This is a genomic window from Streptomyces sp. NPDC029159, assembly GCF_055564055.1.
In genome coordinates, this window is record NZ_JBVHWT010000004.1 from 255,068 (window position 1) to 274,940 (window position 19,873).

At 72.8% G+C, this 19,873-nt stretch carries 15 protein-coding genes; 8 read left to right on the forward strand and 7 right to left on the reverse strand.

Features of this window, described 5'->3' with window-relative positions; translation table 11 throughout:
- Nucleotides 1-99: 99 nt before the first annotated feature.
- From ACZ4U4_RS10760 to ACZ4U4_RS10785, 6 genes are all read left to right on the forward strand, one after another.
- Nucleotides 100-867, forward strand: coding sequence for a GOLPH3/VPS74 family protein (locus tag ACZ4U4_RS10760; protein WP_030289299.1), 768 nt, complete (start codon nt 100-102; stop codon nt 865-867).
- A gap of 307 nt (nt 868-1,174) precedes the next feature.
- Nucleotides 1,175-2,041, forward strand: coding sequence for a helix-turn-helix domain-containing protein (locus tag ACZ4U4_RS10765; protein WP_467871497.1), 867 nt, complete (start codon nt 1,175-1,177; stop codon nt 2,039-2,041).
- A gap of 265 nt (nt 2,042-2,306) precedes the next feature.
- A complete protein-coding gene (locus ACZ4U4_RS10770) occupies nt 2,307-2,507 on the forward strand; it encodes a DUF397 domain-containing protein (RefSeq protein ID WP_467871500.1) in 201 nt (66 codons plus the stop codon).
- 191 nt (nt 2,508-2,698) lie between these two features.
- Nucleotides 2,699-3,922 (forward strand): aminotransferase-like domain-containing protein, encoded by a 1,224-nt coding sequence (locus tag ACZ4U4_RS10775; RefSeq protein ID WP_467871503.1) that lies wholly within the window; start codon nt 2,699-2,701, stop codon nt 3,920-3,922.
- Nucleotides 3,923-4,386: 464 nt separating this feature from the next.
- Nucleotides 4,387-4,863: a DUF2690 domain-containing protein gene (locus tag ACZ4U4_RS10780; RefSeq protein ID WP_467871506.1), complete on the forward strand. Its 477-nt coding sequence runs from the start codon at nt 4,387-4,389 to the stop codon at nt 4,861-4,863.
- Between the two features lie 399 nt (nt 4,864-5,262).
- A complete protein-coding gene (locus tag ACZ4U4_RS10785; protein ID WP_467871508.1) occupies nt 5,263-6,831 on the forward strand; it encodes a sodium:solute symporter family protein in 1,569 nt (522 codons plus the stop codon).
- Between the two features lie 61 nt (nt 6,832-6,892).
- Here ACZ4U4_RS10785 and ACZ4U4_RS10790 read toward each other — a convergent pair whose 3' ends face one another.
- Nucleotides 6,893-8,014, reverse strand: a complete 1,122-nt coding sequence (locus ACZ4U4_RS10790; protein WP_467871510.1) for an ADP-ribosylglycohydrolase family protein — start codon at nt 8,012-8,014, stop codon at nt 6,893-6,895.
- Nucleotides 8,015-8,314: 300 nt separating this feature from the next.
- Between ACZ4U4_RS10790 and ACZ4U4_RS10795 the strand changes: the two genes are divergently transcribed.
- On the forward strand, nt 8,315-8,578 hold the full coding sequence (locus tag ACZ4U4_RS10795; RefSeq protein ID WP_467871513.1) for a hypothetical protein: 264 nt from the start codon (nt 8,315-8,317) through the stop codon (nt 8,576-8,578).
- 70 nt (nt 8,579-8,648) lie between these two features.
- Here the strand turns inward: ACZ4U4_RS10795 and ACZ4U4_RS10800 are convergent, their stop codons facing one another.
- From ACZ4U4_RS10800 to ACZ4U4_RS10810, 3 genes are all read right to left on the reverse strand, one after another.
- On the reverse strand, nt 8,649-11,309 hold the full coding sequence (locus ACZ4U4_RS10800; RefSeq protein WP_467871516.1) for a bifunctional FO biosynthesis protein CofGH: 2,661 nt from the start codon (nt 11,307-11,309) through the stop codon (nt 8,649-8,651).
- A gap of 39 nt (nt 11,310-11,348) precedes the next feature.
- Entirely contained in the window at nt 11,349-11,753 is a 405-nt protein-coding gene (locus ACZ4U4_RS10805) for a VOC family protein (RefSeq protein WP_467871519.1), read from the reverse strand.
- A 219-nt stretch (nt 11,754-11,972) separates the two neighbouring features.
- On the reverse strand, nt 11,973-12,797 hold the full coding sequence (locus ACZ4U4_RS10810) for a TIGR03619 family F420-dependent LLM class oxidoreductase (RefSeq protein WP_467871522.1): 825 nt from the start codon (nt 12,795-12,797) through the stop codon (nt 11,973-11,975).
- Nucleotides 12,798-13,006: 209 nt separating this feature from the next.
- On the opposite strand from ACZ4U4_RS10810, the gene ACZ4U4_RS10815 reads away from it, so the two are divergent.
- The gene (locus tag ACZ4U4_RS10815) at nt 13,007-14,527 is read left to right on the forward strand and encodes a CehA/McbA family metallohydrolase (RefSeq protein ID WP_467871524.1); all 1,521 of its coding nucleotides are present in this window, start codon (nt 13,007-13,009) and stop codon (nt 14,525-14,527) included.
- Between the two features lie 102 nt (nt 14,528-14,629).
- On the opposite strand, the gene ACZ4U4_RS10820 is transcribed toward ACZ4U4_RS10815, so the two are convergent.
- From ACZ4U4_RS10820 to ACZ4U4_RS10830, 3 genes are all read right to left on the reverse strand, one after another.
- Complete coding sequence (locus tag ACZ4U4_RS10820; protein WP_467871526.1) at nt 14,630-16,207, reverse strand: APC family permease; 1,578 nt, start codon at nt 16,205-16,207, stop codon at nt 14,630-14,632.
- 354 nt (nt 16,208-16,561) lie between these two features.
- The gene (locus ACZ4U4_RS10825; protein WP_467871529.1) at nt 16,562-18,052 is read right to left on the reverse strand and encodes an aldehyde dehydrogenase family protein; all 1,491 of its coding nucleotides are present in this window, start codon (nt 18,050-18,052) and stop codon (nt 16,562-16,564) included.
- On the reverse strand, nt 18,049-19,788 hold the full coding sequence (locus tag ACZ4U4_RS10830) for an N-acyl-D-amino-acid deacylase family protein (protein WP_467872090.1): 1,740 nt from the start codon (nt 19,786-19,788) through the stop codon (nt 18,049-18,051). Before ACZ4U4_RS10830 ends, ACZ4U4_RS10825 begins: the two co-directional genes overlap by 4 nt.
- Nucleotides 19,789-19,873 lie beyond the last annotated feature (85 nt).

The window sequence follows — 19,873 nt, forward strand, 5'->3', positions numbered from 1 at the left end:
ACGACATACCTGTAGGTTCCCTGCCGAACCCCCCACGCACTCTCGACAGATGAATGTGAGAGGGGTCACCCTGTCATGCATCCACGCGGGGAGGCATGGATGGGCAGGAGCCGCAGAACAATTCCGGAGGAGCTTCTGCTGCTGGCTTTGGACCCGGCAACGGGCACCACAGCACAGCCGCAGTCGCTCGACCTCGGCCTTGCCGGGGCCCAGCTAGTGGAGCTGGCTCTGGCAGGACGGATAGCCCCGGACGGGGATCGTATCGCCGTGGTGATGCCACGGCCGACCGGAGATCCGACTCTGGACTCCGCGCTCGAACTGCTGCGACGACGCGGCAGTCCGGTGCGCGCGGTCCACTGGATCGGCGGGCCCCGACTGGGGCTGCGCCAGACGTATCTCTCGCATCTCGAACGCTGCGGCATGGTCCATGCCGTGGAGGGGCAGATGTGCGGGGTGCTGCCGACGACGCGCTACCAGGCGACGGAGACGGCCATCAGCCGGGAAATCAGGGCCCGGCTCGACACCGCGATCCGCACCGGCGTACCGCCGGACCCGCGGACCGCTGCGCTCGCCGCGCTGGCCCATGCGGTCGGCCTCGGCAAGCACCTCTACCCGGGGAACGAAGGGCGTTCATCACGCTCCCGCCTCCGGGATCTGATCCGGCACGACCCCATGGGCGGCCTGGTCGCGCACGCGGTCATGGACGTCCAGAACGGCGTCGCGGCGCAGCCGCGGCGGACACCGGCGGCGGGTTCGGGCCACGGCCCGGCGCGTCAGCCGGCCGGCCGGGGCGCGGCGAACGCGTCCGGAGTGCCGGTTCCCTCACGGCACGGGCACGGCAGCATGGCCCGGGCCGGCGCACGGTGATCGCCGGGGGCGCGCGGGGCGCTGTGTGCGCCGTCCGCACGCTCCCGTAATGCTCCGGGCGGTGCCCCGAGCGGTGTTCCGTACGCCGCCGGGGCGCCGCCTCGTTGCAGAACCGTCCCCACGAGCCCGTTCGGGAGCCGCAGTTGGCGCGGGGCGACGGGCCGGCCGTTCCGGACGGACGGCCGGTCCGCCGCCCCGCGCTGCGGCGTGCTCGCCTTCTGTGTGCATTTGACTGCGCGGCGTCCATCCGGGGTGGCACTCTGCTGACACGGAACAACAGCAGTACGGACCCGGAGGTGCACGTCCCGTGGCGTCCCATGTCAACCCCACCGTCCGACGACGCCGGTTGGGCCAGGAGCTGCGCAGGCTCCGCGAGCTCAAGGGCATGACGGCGGAGGAGGTGGCCGAGCGGCTGCTGGTCTCCCAGTCGAAGATCAGCCGGCTGGAGAACGGCCGCCGCAGCATCAGCCAGCGCGACGTCCGTGACCTGTGCAGCGTGTACGAGGTCGAGGACCGCCGGATAGTGGAATCCCTGATGCAGATGGCCAAGGACTCCCGGCAGCAAGGCTGGTGGCACGCGTTCGGCGACATCCCGTACAGCGTCTACATCGGCCTGGAGACCGAGGCCGCTTCCCTGCGGGTCTACGAATCGCTGGTGGTGCCCGGTCTGCTGCAGACACCGCGGTATGCGCGGGCGGTGATCCCCGGGGTGCTGCCGGAGCTGCCGCCCGACCAGCTGGAGAAGCGGACCCAGGTGCGGCTGCGGCGTCAGGAGCGGGTGGACGATCCGGAGAATCCGCTGCGGCTGTGGGTGGTGCTCGACGAGAGCGTGCTGCGGCGGGTGGTGGGCGGTCACGCCGTGATGCGGGAGCAGCTGGAGCATCTCGTCGAGATGAGCGATCTGCCGCATGTGACGGTGCAGGTGCTGCCGTACGACACGGGAGCGCACGCCGGAATGTCCGGCACGTTCTCCATTCTGGAATTCGATGCCACCTCCGATTCGAGCGTGGTCTACATCGAAGGCGTCACGAGCGATCTCTATCTGGAGAAAGCGAACGACGTCAACAAGTACACGATCATGTACGAACATCTTCGGGCACAGGCGCTGAATGCCGACCAGAGTCGGGAATTCATCGCGGCCGCCGCCAAGCAGCACGCCGATGCGTTGAGTTGAGATCCGCACCAACGAATTCCGCCCCGCCCGGGTGGCGCCGCGCGGGGCGGGAGGGGCCGGAAGCGCCGGTCAGAGCGGTGTGGGCGGAGGCCCCCGGCGGCCGGATCGGCAAGGTACACCTGTGCCCGGCGCCTTGAAAAGAGATCCAGAAGCACGCCATTCGGACGGGTGAACTGCTCCCGCTGCAGGTGAAGTTGGCGCGTAGCGTCGGCACGACCGAATCCGCAGCAACTCACAGTAGCCGGAGCCAATAGTGAACAAGGTCATGCAGCCCAATTCCGCGTTCTCCTGGACGAAGTCGTCGTACTCCGCCAGCGGTGCCTGTGTGGAAATCGCCGTGCCGGCCACCGCGGCCATTGCGGTGCGCGACTCCAAGGACCCCGAGGGCCCGCGCCTCACCTTCGACAACTCCGCCTGGAACACCTTCGTGTCGGATGTCGCCGGCGGCGCCTTCGACCTGGCCTGACCGGCCCGTCAGACCGCCGCGCCTCCGTCGCGCGGCTCCGAGCCCTCTCGACCGGATCCCCTGTCCAGGCCGAGGGGGCTCTCCCCTGTCCGGAGCCGGGGGTGGCCCCCTGTGCCGGGCCGGGCGGGCGGCTTAAGCTCCGGCGACCGAGCCGGGGCGGGGCGCGCCCCGGGCGAGCGATGGGAGTCGCCATGACAGATCCGGCCCAGCACGCCTCCACGGTCCCCGCCCCGGGGCTCGCCTCCCGGGCGGTGCGGACCGGGAGTTCCCCGGTGCGCGACATCCTGGCGCTGACCGCGCGCCCGGAGGTCATCTCGTTCGCCGGCGGGCTGCCCGCGCCGGAGCTGTTCGACACCGCGGGGCTGGCCGACGCGTTCCGGTACGTGCTGGCCGAGCAGCCGCGGCGGGCGTTGCAGTACTCGCCGACCGACGGTGATCCGCAGTTGCGCGCCACGGTCGCCGCCCGGGCCACCGCGCGGGGGCTGGCGACCGCCGCGGACGATCTGGTCGTGACCACCGGGTCGCAGCAGGGGCTGACGCTGCTGACGACGGCGCTGCTGGAGCCGGGCGACGTGGTGCTCGTCGAGGACCCCTGCTATCTCGCGGCGTTGCAGATCTTCTCGCTGGCGGGGGCGCGGGTGGTGCCGGTGCCGACGGACGACGAGGGGCTCGACCCGGTCGCGTTGGACGAGATCGCCGCGCGGGTCGGTCCGAAGCTGCTCTATCTGGTGCCGACGTTCCAGAACCCGACGGGCCGGACGCTGTCGGCCGAGCGGCGGGCGGCGGTGGCGTCGGTGGCGGCCCGGCGGGGGCTGTGGATCGCGGAGGACGATCCGTACGGCGAGCTGCGGTTCGAGGGGGAGGCGGTGCCGTGGATCGCGTCGTTCCCGGGGGCGGAGGACCGTACGGCGCTGCTGGGGTCGTTCTCGAAGGTGATGGCGCCGGGGCTGCGGCTGGGGTGGCTGCGGGCGCCGGCCGAGCTGCGGCGGGCCTGTGTGATCGCGAAGCAGGCCGCCGATCTGCACTCCTCGACGGTGGATCAGGCGGCGGCCGCGCGGTATCTGGCGGTGGCGGACATGGAGGCGCATCTGGTGCGGGTGCGGGAGGCGTACCGGGCGCGGCGGGACGCGTTGCTCGGTGGGCTGGGCGGGGCGCTGCCCGAGGGGTCGCGGTGGAACCGTCCGGCGGGCGGCATGTTCGTCTGGGCGACGCTGCCCGCGGGGTACGACGCGGCGGCACTGCTGCCCGGGGTGGTGCGGCACGACGTGGCGTACGTGCCCGGGGCGCCGTTCTTCGCGGGGCCGCCGGACGTGGCGGCGATGCGGCTCTCGTTCGTGACGCATCCGCCGGAGGAGATCGGCGAGGGGCTGGTCCGGCTGGGTGCGGCGCTGCGGGACGCCCGTCCGGCGGGCTGAACGGGCGCGGGTGCGGTGGCGCGCTCCGGGGTTCCGCCGGGGGGCGTGCGGCGCAGGCGGTGCGCGGGGGCGCACGGCGGGCGGGCGCACGCGGGATCGCGGACGGCCATCTTCCGTCCCGCGCAAGCCTGTTGAGCCCGTCCGCCCTTCCCCGCGCCCCGGTCCGCGGCCGGCAGAACGCTTCCGGTGGGGCTCCGGCCGGGGGAGAATCGGGGCAGGCCAGGGACCTCTCAGGAGGCCGGATGAGCACACGCGCACACGATCCCGCGGAACGGCCCGGGGGCGGGGAGCCGGACGGCGTCCCGCCCGCCGCTCCCACCCCGCCCACCACCGATCCGCCTGCCCCCGATTCACCCGCCGCCGATCCACCTGCCGACGGTCCGCCCGTCACCGGTCCGTCCGGCGGCCCGCGGCCGGGGCCGGTTGGCCGGTTCGGGGCCCGGATACGCGCAGGTGGGCGGTGGTTGCGGGCGCATGCGCGGCACACGCTGGTGGTGGCGGTGGCCGCGGCGGTCGCCGGGGCGCTCGTGCCGCCCGGTGTGGAGGCGATCCAGAAGGCGTTCGAGGATCCGCCGCCGGGCTGCCCCGGGGCGGGCTGCGACGGGAAGAGCCCGGCCGGGCAGTGTTCCGCGGACGCGGTCACCTGGGAGCCGCAGGTGGGCAACCCCGTACGGATCCATCTGCGCTACAGCAAGACCTGCGGCGCCGTGTGGGGGCGGATCGTCAACGGGGAGCCCGGGGACACGGTGACGGTCCGGGTGCGGGGCGGCTCGTCCCGGAGCGCGGTCATCGACTACAACCACGACAAGTACACCGACATGGCGACGGTCGGCCGGACGTTCCGGGTGCGGCTGTGTGCGGTGCCGTCGACCAGTACGCACCGGGCCGGGAAGTGGGTCACCTACTGCTTCGAGGGCACGGAGCGGTCGGACTGGGAGTGAGGCGCGGGGCCGCCCGCCCGGGTGCCGGTGGCTTCGTCGGTGGCGCGTTCCTCCCGGCGGTGCGGTGGGGTGCCGCACGGGATCCCGCTCCCGTGCGGCCGGTCGCCGTGCCGCTGGTGCGGGACGGTGGTGGCGGTGCTGGTCGGGCCTGCGGAGCCCGGCGAAGTGTCCGCACATCGTGGGGGTGGCGGTGGACGGGGGACAACGCCCCGTCCGGTCAAGAGCGGGCAAAATCGTTCGTCTTGGTGACCGTCGTTCACATCCTTGATTCTTGGGGCCTTGACCGGTCCACGCGGCGGACGGTTCAATCCCCACGTCCCCGCTCCCGCACGGGGAACCGCCCCACGGAACGTCACGGCGAAGTGGTCCACGTTCATCAGGCGGACCCCTGGAGGGGGCATGAACAGTCTCGACTGGGCCGTGCTCGTCGGCTATTTCGGTGTGATGGTCGCGATCGGCGTGTGGTCGCACCGGCGGGTCGACGACGTCGGCGACTTCTTCACGGCGGGCGGCCGGATGCCGTGGTGGCTGTCCGGTATCTCGCACCACATGTCCGGCTACAGCGCGGTGATGTTCACCGGCTATGCGGGCATCTCGTACCAGTACGGCATCACCTCGTACGTCACCTGGGCGTTCCCGATCGCGATGGGGATCGCCATCGGGGCGCGGCTGTTCGCGCCGCGGCTGAACCGGCTGCGGTCGCGGCTGCACGTGGCGTCGCCGCTGGAGTACCTCAAGAGCCGCTACAACCTGCCGACGCAGCAGGCGCTGGCCTGGTCGGGGGTGCTGCTGAAGATCGTGGACGTGGGCGCCAAGTGGGCGGCGATCGCCACGCTGTTGTCGGTGTTCACGGGGATGTCGCTCAACCAGGGCATCCTCATCACCGGCGTCGTCACCGGGATCTACTGCACGGTCGGCGGGCTGTGGGCGGACGCGCTGACGGAGCTGGGGCAGTTCGTCATCCAGTTGCTGGCCGGGGTGGCGATGCTGGTGACGGTGGTGGCGCAGCTCGGGGGCTTCGGGGCGGTGTGGACGGCGTGGGACCGGCTGCCGGCGGGGCACACGGCGCCGACCGCCGGGCCGTACACGCTGACGTTCCTGCTGGCGTATCTCTTCATCAAGACCTTCGAGTACAGCGGCGGGATGTGGAATCAGGCGCAGCGGTACATGGCGACGCGCAGTGCGCGGGAGGCGGTGCGGTCGGCGCGGCTGTCGGCGGCGTTGTGGTTGGTGTGGCCCGTGGTGTTGTTCTTCCCGATGTGGCTGGCGCCGCTGCTGGTGCGGGCGCAGAAGCCGGACGCGTCGGACGCGTATGCGCTGCTGACCGAACGGCTGCTGCCGCACGGGCTGTTGGGTCTGGTGGTGGTCGGGTTCTTCTCCCACACGATGGCGATGTGCTCGTCGGACGCGAACGCGATCTCGGCGGTCGTCACGCGGGACATCGCCCCGGCGCTGCCGGGGGTCGGCGCGCGGGTGCGGGGGTGGTCGCACCGGGCGGGGCTGCTGGCGGCGCGGCTGTCGACGGTGGCGTTCCTGGCGCTGTCGATGGCGATCGCGACGCAGGTCAACTCGCCGGCGTTCAAGGACATCATCACGGTGGTCATCAAGTGGGTGGCCGGTCTGGTCGGGCCGATCTCGATCCCGTTCCTGCTGGGCATGGTGCGGCGGTGCCGACGGTCCGGGCCGACGGCGGCGCTGGTGTCGTGGGCGGCGGGCCTGTTCGCGTTCTGGCTGACGAACTACGGGATCGACGGGGTGCAGCTGCAGATCCAGATCGTGGCGCCGGTGGCCACCTCGCTGGTGCTGTTCCTGCTGATCGGGCTGGTCAGGCCGGAGGACACCCCGGAGCGGGACGCGGTCCTGGAGCGGATCAACGGCGACGGGGACGGGGAGGACGGGTTCGGCCCGGCCCGGCGGGTCCCCGGGCAGCGGGCGGACGGGGCGGCGGGGCGCGCGGGGAGGGCGTGACGGGCCGGGCGCGCGCCGGGCGGGTGGAGCTCGGGGCCGGTGGCCGCTCCCCCGGTGCCCGTCAGGCCCGTGGGTACCGGGCGAGCCACCCCGGGGCGGAGCCGGCGGGGCCGTGCAGGGCGGGGCCCTGGGTCATCTCCAGGGCGAAGTCGTCGGCGAGTTGGAGGATGGTGTCGCGGCCCTCCAGCTCGACCAGCCAGACCGGGGGCAGTGCGGTCTCGCCGTGCAGGGTGCCGAGGAGGTTGCCGCAGATGGCGCCGGTGGAGTCGCTGCCGCCGCCGTGGTTGACGGCGAGCAGCAGGCCGTGGCGGACGTCCTCGGCGACGAGTGCGCAGTAGACGCCTATGGAGAGGGCTTCCTCGGCCGTGCGGCCCTCGCCGAGCGAGGCGACCCGGGCGGCCGTCGGCATGCCCTGGCGGACGGCGCCGAGCGCGCGCTTGAGGGCCTCGGTGGTCTCCTCGTGGTCGGGGCGGGTGGCGAGGTGGGCGAGGGCCTTCTGGACGGCGCTGTCGAGGTCGTCGCCGCGGGCCAGGGCGTGGCTGATGACGGCGAAGGCGCCGGCCGCGAGGTAGCCGGTGGGGTGGCCGTGGGTCTGGGCGGCGCATTCGACGGCGAGTTGGAAGACGAGCTGCGGCTCCCAGCCGACGAGCAGACCGAACGGTGCGGAGCGCATCACGGCGCCGCACCCTTTGGAGTCGGGGTTCTTCGGCTTGTCCAGGGTGCCCATGGTGTCGTCGCCGAGGCCGGTGAGGCAGTCGCGGCCCGGTGCGCGGCGGGCGTACAGCCACTCCTCGCGGGCCAGCCAGCCGTCGTCCTCCTTGCGCTCGTCCGGTCCCCAGTCGCGCTGGGTGGCGGCCCAGCGCAGGTAGGCGCGGTGCACGTCGGTGGGCGGGTGCCAGGCGCCGGTGTCGCGGCGGACCTGGGCGCGGATCAGGCCGTCGACGGTGAACAGCGTCATCTGGGTGTCGTCGGTGACCGCGCCGCGGCGCCCGAAGGCGGGGACGAAGTCGGTGACGCCTTCCTGGCCGTGGGCCTCGCGGATGGCGTCCAGGGAGTCGGGCTCGACGCCGGCGCCGAGCGCGTCGCCGATCGCGCCGCCGAGCAGGCAGCCGCGGACCCGGCTGCGGAAGTCCTGCTGTTCGGCGCGGCCCCAGATGGCGGTGGTGCCTGCCGCTGCGCTCACTGTGCCCTCCCGAAGCCCATCACGCCCGTCGGCCCCGTACGGACCCCCTGGCGCAGCACTGTAATCGACCGTGATGGAGCGGTTAAGGACAGGAACGGAATGCCACAAGACGCACATCTGGCGGCTTTTGATCGGTCCGCTCCCGATCGGTGCGCGTCCGCCCGAGACCTCCGTACCGACCGGCCGCAGCGGGCCGATGCGCCGGATGAACGCGCAGGTGGGGGCGGGATCCCGGGCGATGGGCCAGGTTCAGGGGGGAGTTCGAAGGTGGTGGCGGGCCGGGGTGGGCATGCTCACCGCATGTCCGAGTACGAGTGGGACCGCACCACCATGGCCGTCGTCGCCACCGCGCTCTCCGGCGACAGCGACGGCGCGGTGGAACTTCTCCGGCCGCTCCCGCACCGCGATGTCTGCCATGTCGCGGTCCGGCTGGCGGCCATGGCCGCGGACGCGCTGATCACCGCCGCCCAGGACTCCGGCGGTGACCGCGCGCAGGCGCTCGCGCAGTGGCAGCAGTGCATCCTCCAGCACGAGACGGAGTGCGACGGGGGCGCGCCGCCCTAGGGCACGCGGGCGCCCGGCGAGGGGCGCCCCGCATCCCGCCGGGCGCCCCGCCGCCGTACCGCCGTCCGTCTCAGTCGAGGACGGGCAGCAGCTCCGGCAGATGGCCGTCCGAGGCGTGCGCGGCGCGCTGCCGCTCCTCGGGCACCGGGCCGTACGTGGTGTTGCGGGCGCGGGCCGGGCGGCCCGCGGCGTCGGCGATGGCCAGCAGGTCCTGGATGGAGCGGTAGGAGCCGTAACTGGAGCCCGCCATCCGGGAGATGGTCTCCTCCATGAGGGTGCCGCCCAGGTCGTTGGCGCCGGAGCGGAGCATCTCGGCGGCGCCCTCCGTACCGAGCTTGACCCAGCTGGTCTGGATGTTGGTGATGTACGGGTGGAGCAGCAGCCGCGCCATGGCCGTCACCGCGCGGTTGTCGCGGGTGGTGGGGCCGGGGCGGGAGATGCCCGCGAGGTAGACCGGGGCGTTGGTGTGGATGAACGGCAGGGTGACGAACTCCGTGAAGCCCTCGACGCCCTTCTCCCGCGCCGACTTCTGGATGTCGGCCAGCAGCCGCAGATGGCCCAGCCAGTGCCGTGGCTGGTCGACATGGCCGTACATCATCGTCGACGACGAGCGGATGCCCAGCTCATGGGCGGTCTTGATGACCTCGACCCAGGTGGCGGTGGGCAGCTTGCCCTTGGTGAGGACCCAGCGGACCTCGTCGTCGAGGATCTCCGCGGCGGTGCCGGGGATGGTGTCGAGCCCGGCGGCCTTCGCCTCGGCCAGCCAGTCCCGGATGGACAGGCCGGTGCGGGTGGCGCCGTTGACGACCTCCATGGGCGAGAAGGCGTGGACGTGCATCCCCGGGACGCGTTCCTTGACGGCGCGCGCGATGTCGAAGTACGCCGTGCCGGGCAGATCGGGGTGGATACCGCCCTGCATGCACACCTCGACCGCGCCGACGTCCCACGCCTGCTGGGCGCGGTCGGCGACCTGATCCAGGGAGAGGGTGTAGGCGTCGGCGTCGGTGCGGCGCTGCGCGAAGGCGCAGAACCGGCAGCCGGTGTAGCAGACGTTGGTGAAGTTGATGTTCCTGGTGACGATGTACGTGACGTCGTCGCCGACGGTGTCGCGGCGCAGCTCGTCGGCGATCGTGCAGAGCGCGTCGAGGGCCGGGCCGTCGGCGTGCAGCAGGGCGAGCGCCTGCGCGTCGGTGAGCCGCGTCGGGTCGTCGGCCGCCTGCTTGAGGGCGTCGCGGACGTCGGCGTCGATGCGGGACGGTGCCATCCCGGGGGCGGCGGCCTCGCGGAGCGCCTCCCAGTCGCCGTAGACGTTGTCGAAGTCGTCGCGGCGGTCGCCGGTGCGGCCCTCGGTGTCGATGGTGCGGTGCAGGTCGGTGCGGCCGGAGGGGGCGAGCGAGAAGCCCTCGTCGGGCTCCTGCCAGGGGCGGCCCACGACGGGGGCGTCCTCGTCCGCCAGGCCCGTCTCCGGGTCGGCGAGGGCGCGGACGTGCGGGAGCAGCCGGGGGTCGAGCCAGGGCTCGCCTCGTTGGAGGAACTCGGGGTAGATGGGCAGCCGTTCGCGCAGGGTGAAGCCGGCGGCGGCGGTGCGCTCGGTGAGCTCGTCGATCTGCGGCCAGGGACGCTCGGGGTTCACGTGGTCGAGGGTGAGCGGTGAGACGCCGCCCCAGTCGTCGATGCCCGCGCCGATGAGCATCTCGTACTCGCCGTCAACAAGGTTGGGAGGCGCCTGGATACGGGTCGAGGGGCCCATGATGAGCCGGGCCACCGCGATCGTCGCGGCCAGCTCCTCCAGTTCGGCGTCCGGCATCCCGCGCATGGCCGTGTCCGGCTTGGCGCGGAAGTTCTGCATGATCAGTTCCTGGATGCCGTGGTAGGAGCGCTGGATGCGGCGCAGCGCGAAGAGGGAGTCGGCACGCTCCTCATAGGTCTCACCGATGCCGATCAGCAGGCCGGTGGTGAAGGGGACGTTGGAGCGGCCGGCGTCCTCCAGGACACGCAACCGGACGGCCGGGTCCTTGTCGGGTGAGCCGTGGTGCGGACCGCCCGGCTCGCTCCACAGCCGCTCCGCCGTCGTCTCCAGCATCATGCCCAGGGAGGGCGCCACCGGCTTGAGACGCTGGAAGTCCGTCCACGACATCACGCCGGGGTTGAGGTGGGGCAGCAGCCCGGTCTCCTCCAGGACCCTGATGGCCATGGCGCGCAGGTAGGAGATGGTGTCGTCGTAGCCGTGCGCCTCCAGCCACTCGCGGGCCTCGGGCCAGCGGTCCTCAGGCTTGTCCCCGAGCGTGAACAGGGCCTCCTTGCAGCCCATCTCGGCGCCGCGGCGGGCGATGTCGAGCACCTCTTCCGGCGACATGAACATGCCGTGGCCGTCGCGGCGCAGCTTGCCGGGGACGGTGACGAACGTGCAGTAGTGGCATTTGTCGCGGCACAGCCGGGTGAGCGGGATGAACACCCCACGGGAGTACGTCATGACGCCGGGCCGTCCCGCGGCCTCCAGACCCGCGTCCCGCACCCGGGCCGCGCTCGCGCACAGGTCCTTGAGGTCGTCGCCGCGGAGCTGGAGGAGGACCGCCGCCTCGCCGGCGTCCAGCGCGACGCCGTCACGGGCCCGGCGCAGGGCGCGGCGGACGGCGTTCGCGGCGGGCGGTGCGGAGGGCTCCGTGCCGCCCGCCGACGGCGCGTGTGAGCGGTGTGATCCCTGGTCAGGTACCTGCGCGCTGGAAGTCATCCTCCGAGCATACGAGCGCACACCGACACCGGAACAAGATCACTGCAAACCTGTGAGCAGAGCCTCCGAGTACTTACGCGTTATGAACTCCATGGCGTGCCCGTCGGGGTCGTCGATGTACACGCCGCGGCCGCCGTCGTGGTGGTTGATGGCCTGCGGGTTCGTATGCCGGGGATCGGCCCAATAGGGAAGGTTCCTGTCCTTTATCCGGCCGAAGATCTCGTCGAACTCGTCCTCCGTCACCAGGAACGCGTAGTGCGTCGGGACGAAGTCCCCACCGGGTGCGACATGTTCCGCGAAGTCGAGGACGACGCCGTTGTCGAGGGTGACGGCGGCGAACGGTCCGTACGCGCGGGGCTCGGGGGCGCCGAGCAGCTCCGTGAGGAAACGGGCGGAGGCGAACCGGTCGGTGCTGTGGACGATCGTGTGGTCGAGCTGCGGCATGGTCATCTCCTAGGGGCCGCGGACTACCGGGCGGGGCCGCCTCCCGTACGGGACGGCCGTCGTGCCCGCCCCGTACGGAAGCACCCCGTGTCTTCGACGGTACGCCCGGCCGTACGGCGGCGGATCGGTCCACGGTCGGGGCTCCCGGGGCGGGAGGGTCGGGCGGTGGTCCTAGGACGCGCCGCCGGGCGCGCGGCCCGGTGGTGGCGCACCGCCGCCTCAGAGGTACTGCGCGTAGTCGTCGAGGGTCCGCAGCACCTCCGGCTCGGCGGCGGGCGGCAGTTGCAGCACCACCTCGCCGATGCCGAGGTCCCGGTAGTGGGCCAGCTTGCCGGGCGTGGGGCGGACCGCGTACGGCACCACGGCGGGCTCACCGGTGCGCCCCGCGGCCGTCCACGCCGTACGCAGCGCGGGCAGCGCCTCGCCGAGACCGTGGCCGCCGATGGGCAGCCAGCCGTCGGCGTAGGTGGTGAGATCGGCGAAGAGCCGGGGCCCGGCGGCGCCGCCGAGCAGGACGCGGGGCGCGCCACCGGCCGGTTTGGGGTGGGCGAACGAGGCGCGCACGGAGCCGAACGGGCCCTCGTAGGCGGTGGGTTCCGGTGCCCACAGGGCCCGCATCAGCGCCATCCGGTCGCGGACCAGGTCCCGGCGGGTGGACCAGCGCACCCCGTGGTCGGCGGCCTCCTCGACGTTCCAGCCGAGGCCGACGCCGAGGGTGAAGCGGCCGCCGGAGAGGAAGTCGAGGGTGGCGATCCGCTTCGCCAGGTCGATGGGGTCGTGCTGGGCGACGAGGGTGATGCCGGTGCCCAGCCGCAGCTCCTCGGTGACGGCGGCCGCCTGGCCCAGCGCGACGAACGGGTCGAGGCAGCGGCCGTACTCGTCGGGCAGCGGCTCCCCCATGGGCGCGGGGGTATCCCGGGCCGCCGGGATGTGGGTGTGCTCGGGAAGGTAGAGGCCGTGGAAGCCGCGCTGCTCCAGCTCTCTGGCCAGGCGGTCGGGCCGGATCGTCTCGTCGGTAAGGAAGATCGTGGTCGCGATCCGCATCCGCGCGCACCTCCGTGTGAACCGTGTCGGTCAGCGCATGTTGCCTCACCGTCCGCGAGTTATCCACAGCCCTTTCCCACCGTGTCACACCCGCGTAGAACAGTTTTCACGCGGCGCCACACACGCCGCGGCGACGGCGCGGTCCGGCCCGGCGACGGGCCGCCGCGCGGGTCGGTGCACGGGCATCGGAGCGAGATCAGGGGGCGGGAATGGAACGGCGCGAGGTACTCAAACTCTCCGCGGCCACGGGCACGGCCGGGGCCCTGGCCCTCGGGCCCGTACGCTTCGCCGCCGCGGCACCCGCGTCCGGCGGCAGCGGTGCCGGCGGCGCCACGCTGACCCGCACGGTCGGCGGTCATCTGCCGCCCGGCACACCGGACCATGTGTACGTACCGGTCGAGATCCCGCCCGGCGTCCGGGAGATCGCCGTGTCCTACCGCTACGACCGGCCCGACGTCCCCGACGGCACCGTCGGCAACGCCTGCGACATCGGCATCTTCGACGAACGCGGCACCGCCCCCGGCGGCCGGGGCTTCCGCGGCTGGTCCGGCGGCGCCCGCAGCACCTTCTTCCTCCGCGCCGACGACGCCACCCCCGGCTACCTCCCCGGCCCCGTGCACCCCGGCACCTGGCACCTCGCGCTCGCCCCGTACACCCTCGCGCCGCAGGGCCTGACCTACGAGATCACCGTGACGCTGCGCCTCGGCGACCCCGGGCGCACCCCGCCGCCGGTGTACCCGCCCGAGCGCGCCCGGGGCCGCGGCCGCGCCTGGTACCGCGGGGACGGCCATATCCACTCCGTCCATTCCGACGGGCGGCGCACCCCCGCCGAGATCGCCGCGCTGGCCCGCGCCGCGCGCCTGGACTTCCTCAACACCTCCGAGCACAACACCACGTCCTCGCACCGCGCGTGGGAGGGCCTGTGGGGCGACGACCTGCTGATTCTCACCGGCGAGGAGATCACCACCCGCAACGGCCACCTCGTGGCGCTCGGCACCGACCCCGGCGCATTCCTCGACTGGCGGCGCCGCGCCCGCGACACGGCCCCCGGCGCCTACGCACGGGCCGTCCACCGGGCCGGCGGGCTGGCCATCCCCGCGCACCCGTACGCCTCGTGCATCGGCTGCTCCTGGAAGTTCGGCCTCGACGGCGCCGACGCGGTGGAGGTGTGGAACGGCCCGTACACCGCCGAGGACGAGACCGCGCTCGCCGCCTGGGACAGCGCCCTGGTGGAGCACGCCCGGGGCGACCGCCCCCGGTGGCTGCCCGCCGTCGGCCACAGCGACGCGCACCGCGACCCCGACGTCATCGGCCTGCCCCAGACCGTCGTCCTCGCCGACGACCTCTCCCGCCACGCCCTCCAGGACGGCATACGGGCGGGCCGGGTGTGGATCGCCGAATCCGCCGACATCGACCTGTCCTTCGACGTCAGCGGCCCCCACGGCGAACACGCGGGCATCGGCGAGCGCCTGCTGCTGCCCGGCGGCGCAGCCGCCACCGTCCGCCTCACCGTCTCCGGGGCGCCCGGCTGCACCGCCTCCTTCCACACGGACCAGGGCAAGCTCCACAGCGCCCCGATACCGCCCGGCGGCCCGGCCACCGTCACGTGGACCACCAGCTCGGCGCGGGCCGCGTATATACGTGCGGAGGTACGGCGTCCGGGCGCGGACCCCGGGACGCCGGGGCGGATGGTGGCGCTGACCAATCCGGTGTTCTTGGGGGTGGGGTGAGGGGTGGGGTGAGGGCGGGTGGCAGTCGATGCTGCCCGGGGGTGGGGTGGGTGAGGGGCGGGGTGGGTGGGGCGGGAGGGGGAGGGGGAGGGGCCCCGCCCCCTACTCCTCCACCACCAACACCGGCGTCCCCCGCCCCAACACCTCCCCCCGGAAGAACGCCGGGCTCCGCCGCTGCATGACGAGCATCAGCACGAGCCCGAGGGCCAGCAGCCCCACCCCGATGACGAACACCGAGCCCACGCCGAACACCGAGCTGCCCGAGCCGTAGGCCGGGTTCCACATGTCGGTGAGGGTCTTGGTGAAGACGGCGGTCAGCAGGATCCCGCCGAGGGTCGGGAAGACGCCCTTGAAGAACAGGTCGCGGACGGAGGTGCGCAGGTCACGGCGGAAGTACCAGGCGCAGGCGAAGGCCGTGATCGCGTAGTAGAAGCAGATCATGAGGCCGAGGGCGTAGATGGTGTCGATGAGGACGTTCTCGCTGAGGAGGCTCATCACGGCGTAGAAGACGCCGGTGGCGATGCCCGCGGCGACGGTGGCGCGGCCCGGTGACCGGAAGCGCGGGTGGATACGGGCGAAGGACGGCGGCAGCGCCTCGTACGCGCTCATCGCGAGGACGGTGCGGGCCACGGGGATGAACGTGGTCTGGAGGCTGGCGGCGGCCGAGGCGAGGACGGCGACGAACAGCAGCACGCCGAGGGCGGTGCCCATGACGGGGTCGGCAAGGGCGGCGAAGACGTTGTCGGCGGTCTGCGGGTTGCCGAGGCCGAGGCCCTTGTCGCCGACGCCGGAGTACATCTGGGCGGCGATGGCGGTCAGCAGGTACGAGCCGATGAGGACGAGCATCGCGAGGAGCGCGGCGCGGCCGGGGGTCTTGGCGCTGCCGGCGGTCTCCTCGTTGACGGTCAGGCAGGTGTCCCAGCCCCAGAACATGAAGATCGAGAGGGAGAGTCCGGCCGTGAAGGCGGAGAAGGACTGGACGGCGAAGGGATCGAGCCAGGTCCAGGAGAAGTGGAGGGATCCGGCGAATGCGCCGGAGCGTGCCTTGACGACGGCCATGACGATGAAGACGGCGAGTACGGCGAGTTGGAGGCCGACGAGGGCGTACTGCACGCCTTTGGTGGCGGTCATGCCGCGGTAGCTGATGGCGGTGGCGACGGCGATGAAGGCGAGGCAGGTGAGGATGTGGGCGGCCTTGTTGCCGTCGAGGTCGGCGATGGCCTGGCTACCGGTGAGTTCGCCGAGCAGCAGGTAGAAGAACGAGGTGGCGACGCCGGCGAGGTTGGAGAGCACGATGATCGTCGCGATCACCAGGCCCCAGCCGCACATCCAGCCGATGCGGGGGCCGAACGCCTTGACGGTCCAGGTGAAGGAGGTGCCGCAGTCGGGGACCGCCTTGTTCAGCTCGCGGTAGGCGAAGGCGACCAGCAGCATCGGCAGGAACCCTGCCAGAAAGATGGCCGGCATCTGGAGGCCGACCTCTCCGGCGGTGGGGCCGAGGGTGGAGGTGAGGCAGTAGACGGGGGCGACGGTGGAGACGCCGATGACCGCGCTGCCGAGCAGGCCGACGGAGTTGCCGCTCAAGCCCTTGCCGCGGGTGTCCTTACGGGCTTCTCCGCCGGTGGCGGGGACGCTCGTTACCGTGTCTCCGGTCTGGGGCCGGGGGTCTACCTGAACCATGAACAGGACGTTAAGTGCTGCTGTTTCCGTATCCGGATGGCTGAAATCCGCTTATCGGTGGCACGGCGCCACCTTCATTATGCAACCGCACATCGCGCTTCAGTCGCGTAATGAAATGGCGAATCCCGTTTGAACCTTCAAGTCAGCGCCTTGGGGGCTCCTCGGCCCGCCGTGCGGTAACCGCAGCAGCGCCCGATTTACCCCTTTCAAAAATTTCCCGTCCGACTTCCGGACGCCTCCCGGCCACCACGTGGCCCCCTCCGCGCCACCGCCACCGGCCCACCCCGGAAAGCCCCACCGGCCGCCCCTGGGAAAGCCCGCCGGCCGGCCCGCCCGGGGCGCCTCACCCGCGCCTCACCCCGTCCATACCACCGACTGCACCTCGCTGTAGGCGTGCAGCGCGTACGAGCCGACGTCGCGGCCCACGCCGCTCTGTTTGAAGCCGCCGAACGGCGCCTCCATGTTGCGGCCCACGGTGTTGACGCCGACGCCACCGGCACGCAGCCGCGCCGCCACCCGGAAGGCGCGCGCCGCGTCGCCGGACCAGACGTAGTCCAGCAGCCCGTAGTCGCTGTCGTTGGCGAGCGCCACCGCCTCCTCCTCGTCGTCGAAGGGCAGCACCACCACGACCGGCCCGAAGATCTCCTCCCGCACGATCCGCATCCCGGGCGTGCAGTCGGCGAAGAGCGCGGGCGCGACGTAGAAACCGCGCGCCGTGTCCGGGCCGTGCGGGCGCTCCCCGCCGGTGACGAGCCGGGCCCCCTCGGCGCGGCCCAGGGCGAGGTAGGACTCGACGCGGTCGCGGTGGGCGGCGGAGATGACCGGGCCGACGACGGTGCCCCGGGCCCGCGGGTCGCCGACGGGCAGGCGGCGCGCGTAGCGGGCGAGGCGGTCGACCAGCCGGTCGTGGAGGGGGCGTTGGACGAGGACGCGGGTCGGGGCGGTGCAGATCTGGCCGCTGTAGAAGGAGAAGGTGGTGCCGATGCCGGCGACGGCGGCGTCCAGCCCGGCGTCGTCGAGGTCGTCGAAGACCAGCGCGGCGCCCTTGCCGCCCAACTCCATGAGCTGGCGTTTCATGCCGCGGCCGCACTCCTCGGCGATGGTACGGCCGACGGCGGTGGAGCCGGTGAAGCTGACCATGTCGGTCTCCGGCGCCGCCACGGCCGCCGCGCCCACCTCCGCGGAGGTGCCGGAGACGACGTTGACCACGCCGGGCGGCGCGCCCGCCTCGTCCAGCGCCTCCTGGAGCGTCTCGGCGAGGCGGTAGACGGAGAGCGGGTCCTGCGGGGCGGGTTTGACGACGACGGTGTTGCCCATGGCCAGCGCCGGGGCGATCTTGCCGGCGGGGTTGGCCCAGGGGTTGTTGTACGAGGTGATGCAGGCGACGACGCCGACCGGGCGGCGGGCCGCGTAGGCGCCGATGACCGCGGCCTTCCCCATCGGTCCGGCCGGGTTGACCTGCGGTGGCAGCGGGGTCTCGACGGGTTCCAGGGCGCCGCGGGCGTACCGCGCGAAGCGGGCCGCGGCCACGCCGACCTGCAGAGCGCGGGCGGTGGCGGTGGTGGCGCCGCTCTCGCGTTGGGCGAGTTCGGCGTACGGGGCGAGGCGTTCGCGCAGCAGCCGGGCGGTGTGGTCGAGGACGCGGGCGCGGAGTTCGGGGGTGGTGCGCGACCAGGGGCCGAAGGCTTCGCGGGCGGCCTCGGTGGCGGCGCGGACCTGTGCGGTGGATGCCTCGGGTGCCCGGCCGACGGTCTCCTCGGTGGCCGGGTCGACAACGTCGTGGTGTCCGCCGTCGGGCTCGGTCCACCGGCCGCCGATGAAGAGCTGCTCCGGGGCCGCGGTCATCGGGTGCTCACCGTGGCGGTGTGGCGGCCGGAGCGCAGGACGGTGCCGGGTACGGCGCCGGTGACGGTGTCGTCGCGGATGGTCTCGACGCCGTTGACGCGGACGCTGACAACGCCCTGGGCCTTCGAGTCGAGGCGGGGGCTGTCGCCGGGCAGGTCGTGGACGAGGGTGGCGGGCCCGGCGTCGATGGTTTCCGGGTCGAGGAGGACGAGGTCGGCGTGGTGGCCCTCGGCGATGCGGCCGCGTTCGCGGAGGCCGAAGAGGCGGGCCGGGTCGTCGGTGAGCATCCGGACGGCTTCCTCCAGGCCGACGAGTTTCCGGCCGCGCAGGCAGTCGCCGAGGAAGCGGGTGGTGTAGGGGGCGCCGCACATCCGGTCGAGGTGGGCGCCGGCGTCGGAGCCGCCGAGGAGGACGTCCTCGTGGCGCCAGGTCTCGCGGCGCAGTGCCCAGCTGGCGGGGTCGTTGTCGGTGGGCATCGGCCACAGGACGGTGCGCAGGTCGTCGTGGGCGCAGATGTCGACGAGGCAGTGGAAGGGGTCCTGGCCGCGTTCGGCGGCGATGTCGCGGACGACGCGGCCGCTGAGCCCGTCGTTGGCGGCGGAGTAGGTGTCGCCGATGACGTAGCGGTCGAAGTCGGTGAGGCGGCGGAAGACGCCGGCCTCCTCGCTGTGGGCGTGGCGCAGCAGGGTGGCGCGGATGTCGGGGTCGCGGAGTTTCGCGATGCGTTCGGGGCGGGGCAGGCCGAGGATGTCGCCCCAGCCGGGGATGAGGTTGAGGGCGCAGAACGTGCCGAGGGACATGTTCATGGGGGTGAGGATCGGCATGGTGAGGGCGACGATCCGGCCGCCGGCGGCGCGGGCGCGGGCGCTGGGGGCGAGTTGGCGGGGGACGCGGTCGGGCACGGCGGCGTCGATGGTGAGGACGTTCCAGTTGAGGGGGCGTCCGGCGGCGCCGGTCATGGCGACGAGGAGGTCGATCTCGTCGTCGTCGAAGCGGTCGAGGCAGCCGGAGACGATGGCTTCTATCTGGGTTCCTTCGTGTTCTCCGACGGCACGGCAGAGGGCGAGGAGTTCGTCGCGGTCGGCGTGGCGGGAGGCGACGGGGGCGCCGTCGCCGTCGGAGTGGGTCGAGGACTGGGTGGTGGACAGGCCCCAGGCGCCGGCGTCCATGGCGTCGTGGAGGAGGGCGGTCATGGCGTCGAGCTGGTCGGGGGTGGGGTGGCCGCCGATGGCGTCGGGGCCCATGACGTGGCGGCGCAGGGCGCAGTGGCCGACCATGAATCCGGCGTTGACGGCGATGCGGCCTTCGAGGGCGTCGAGGTAGTCGCCGAAGCCGTGCCAGTCCCAGGGGGCGCCTTCTTCGAGGGCGATCAGGGACATGCCTTCGACCTTGCTCATCATGCGGCGGGTGTAGTCGGCGTCGCCGGGCCGGTCGGGGTGGAGCGGTGCGAGGGTGAAGCCGCAGTTGCCGCCGGCGACGGTGGTGACGCCGTGGTTGAGGGACGGGGTCGCGTACGGGTCCCAGAAGAGCTGGGCGTCGTAGTGGGTGTGCGGGTCGACGAAGCCGGGGGTGAGGACGAGCCCGGTGGCGTCCTCGGTGGTGCGGGCGGGTGCGGTGACGGTGCCCGGTGGGGCGACGGTGGCGATGCGGCCGCCCAAGATGCCGACGTCGGCGAGGTGGCGGGGCGCGCCGGTGCCGTCCACGACGGTGGCGCCCTGGATGAGGTGGTCGAGCATGGCGGGTTCCCTTCTCGTCATACGGGTCGTCGTGCGGCATACGGGGGCGTCGTGCGGGTGGGGGCGCGCGGACGGGGCGGGCGCG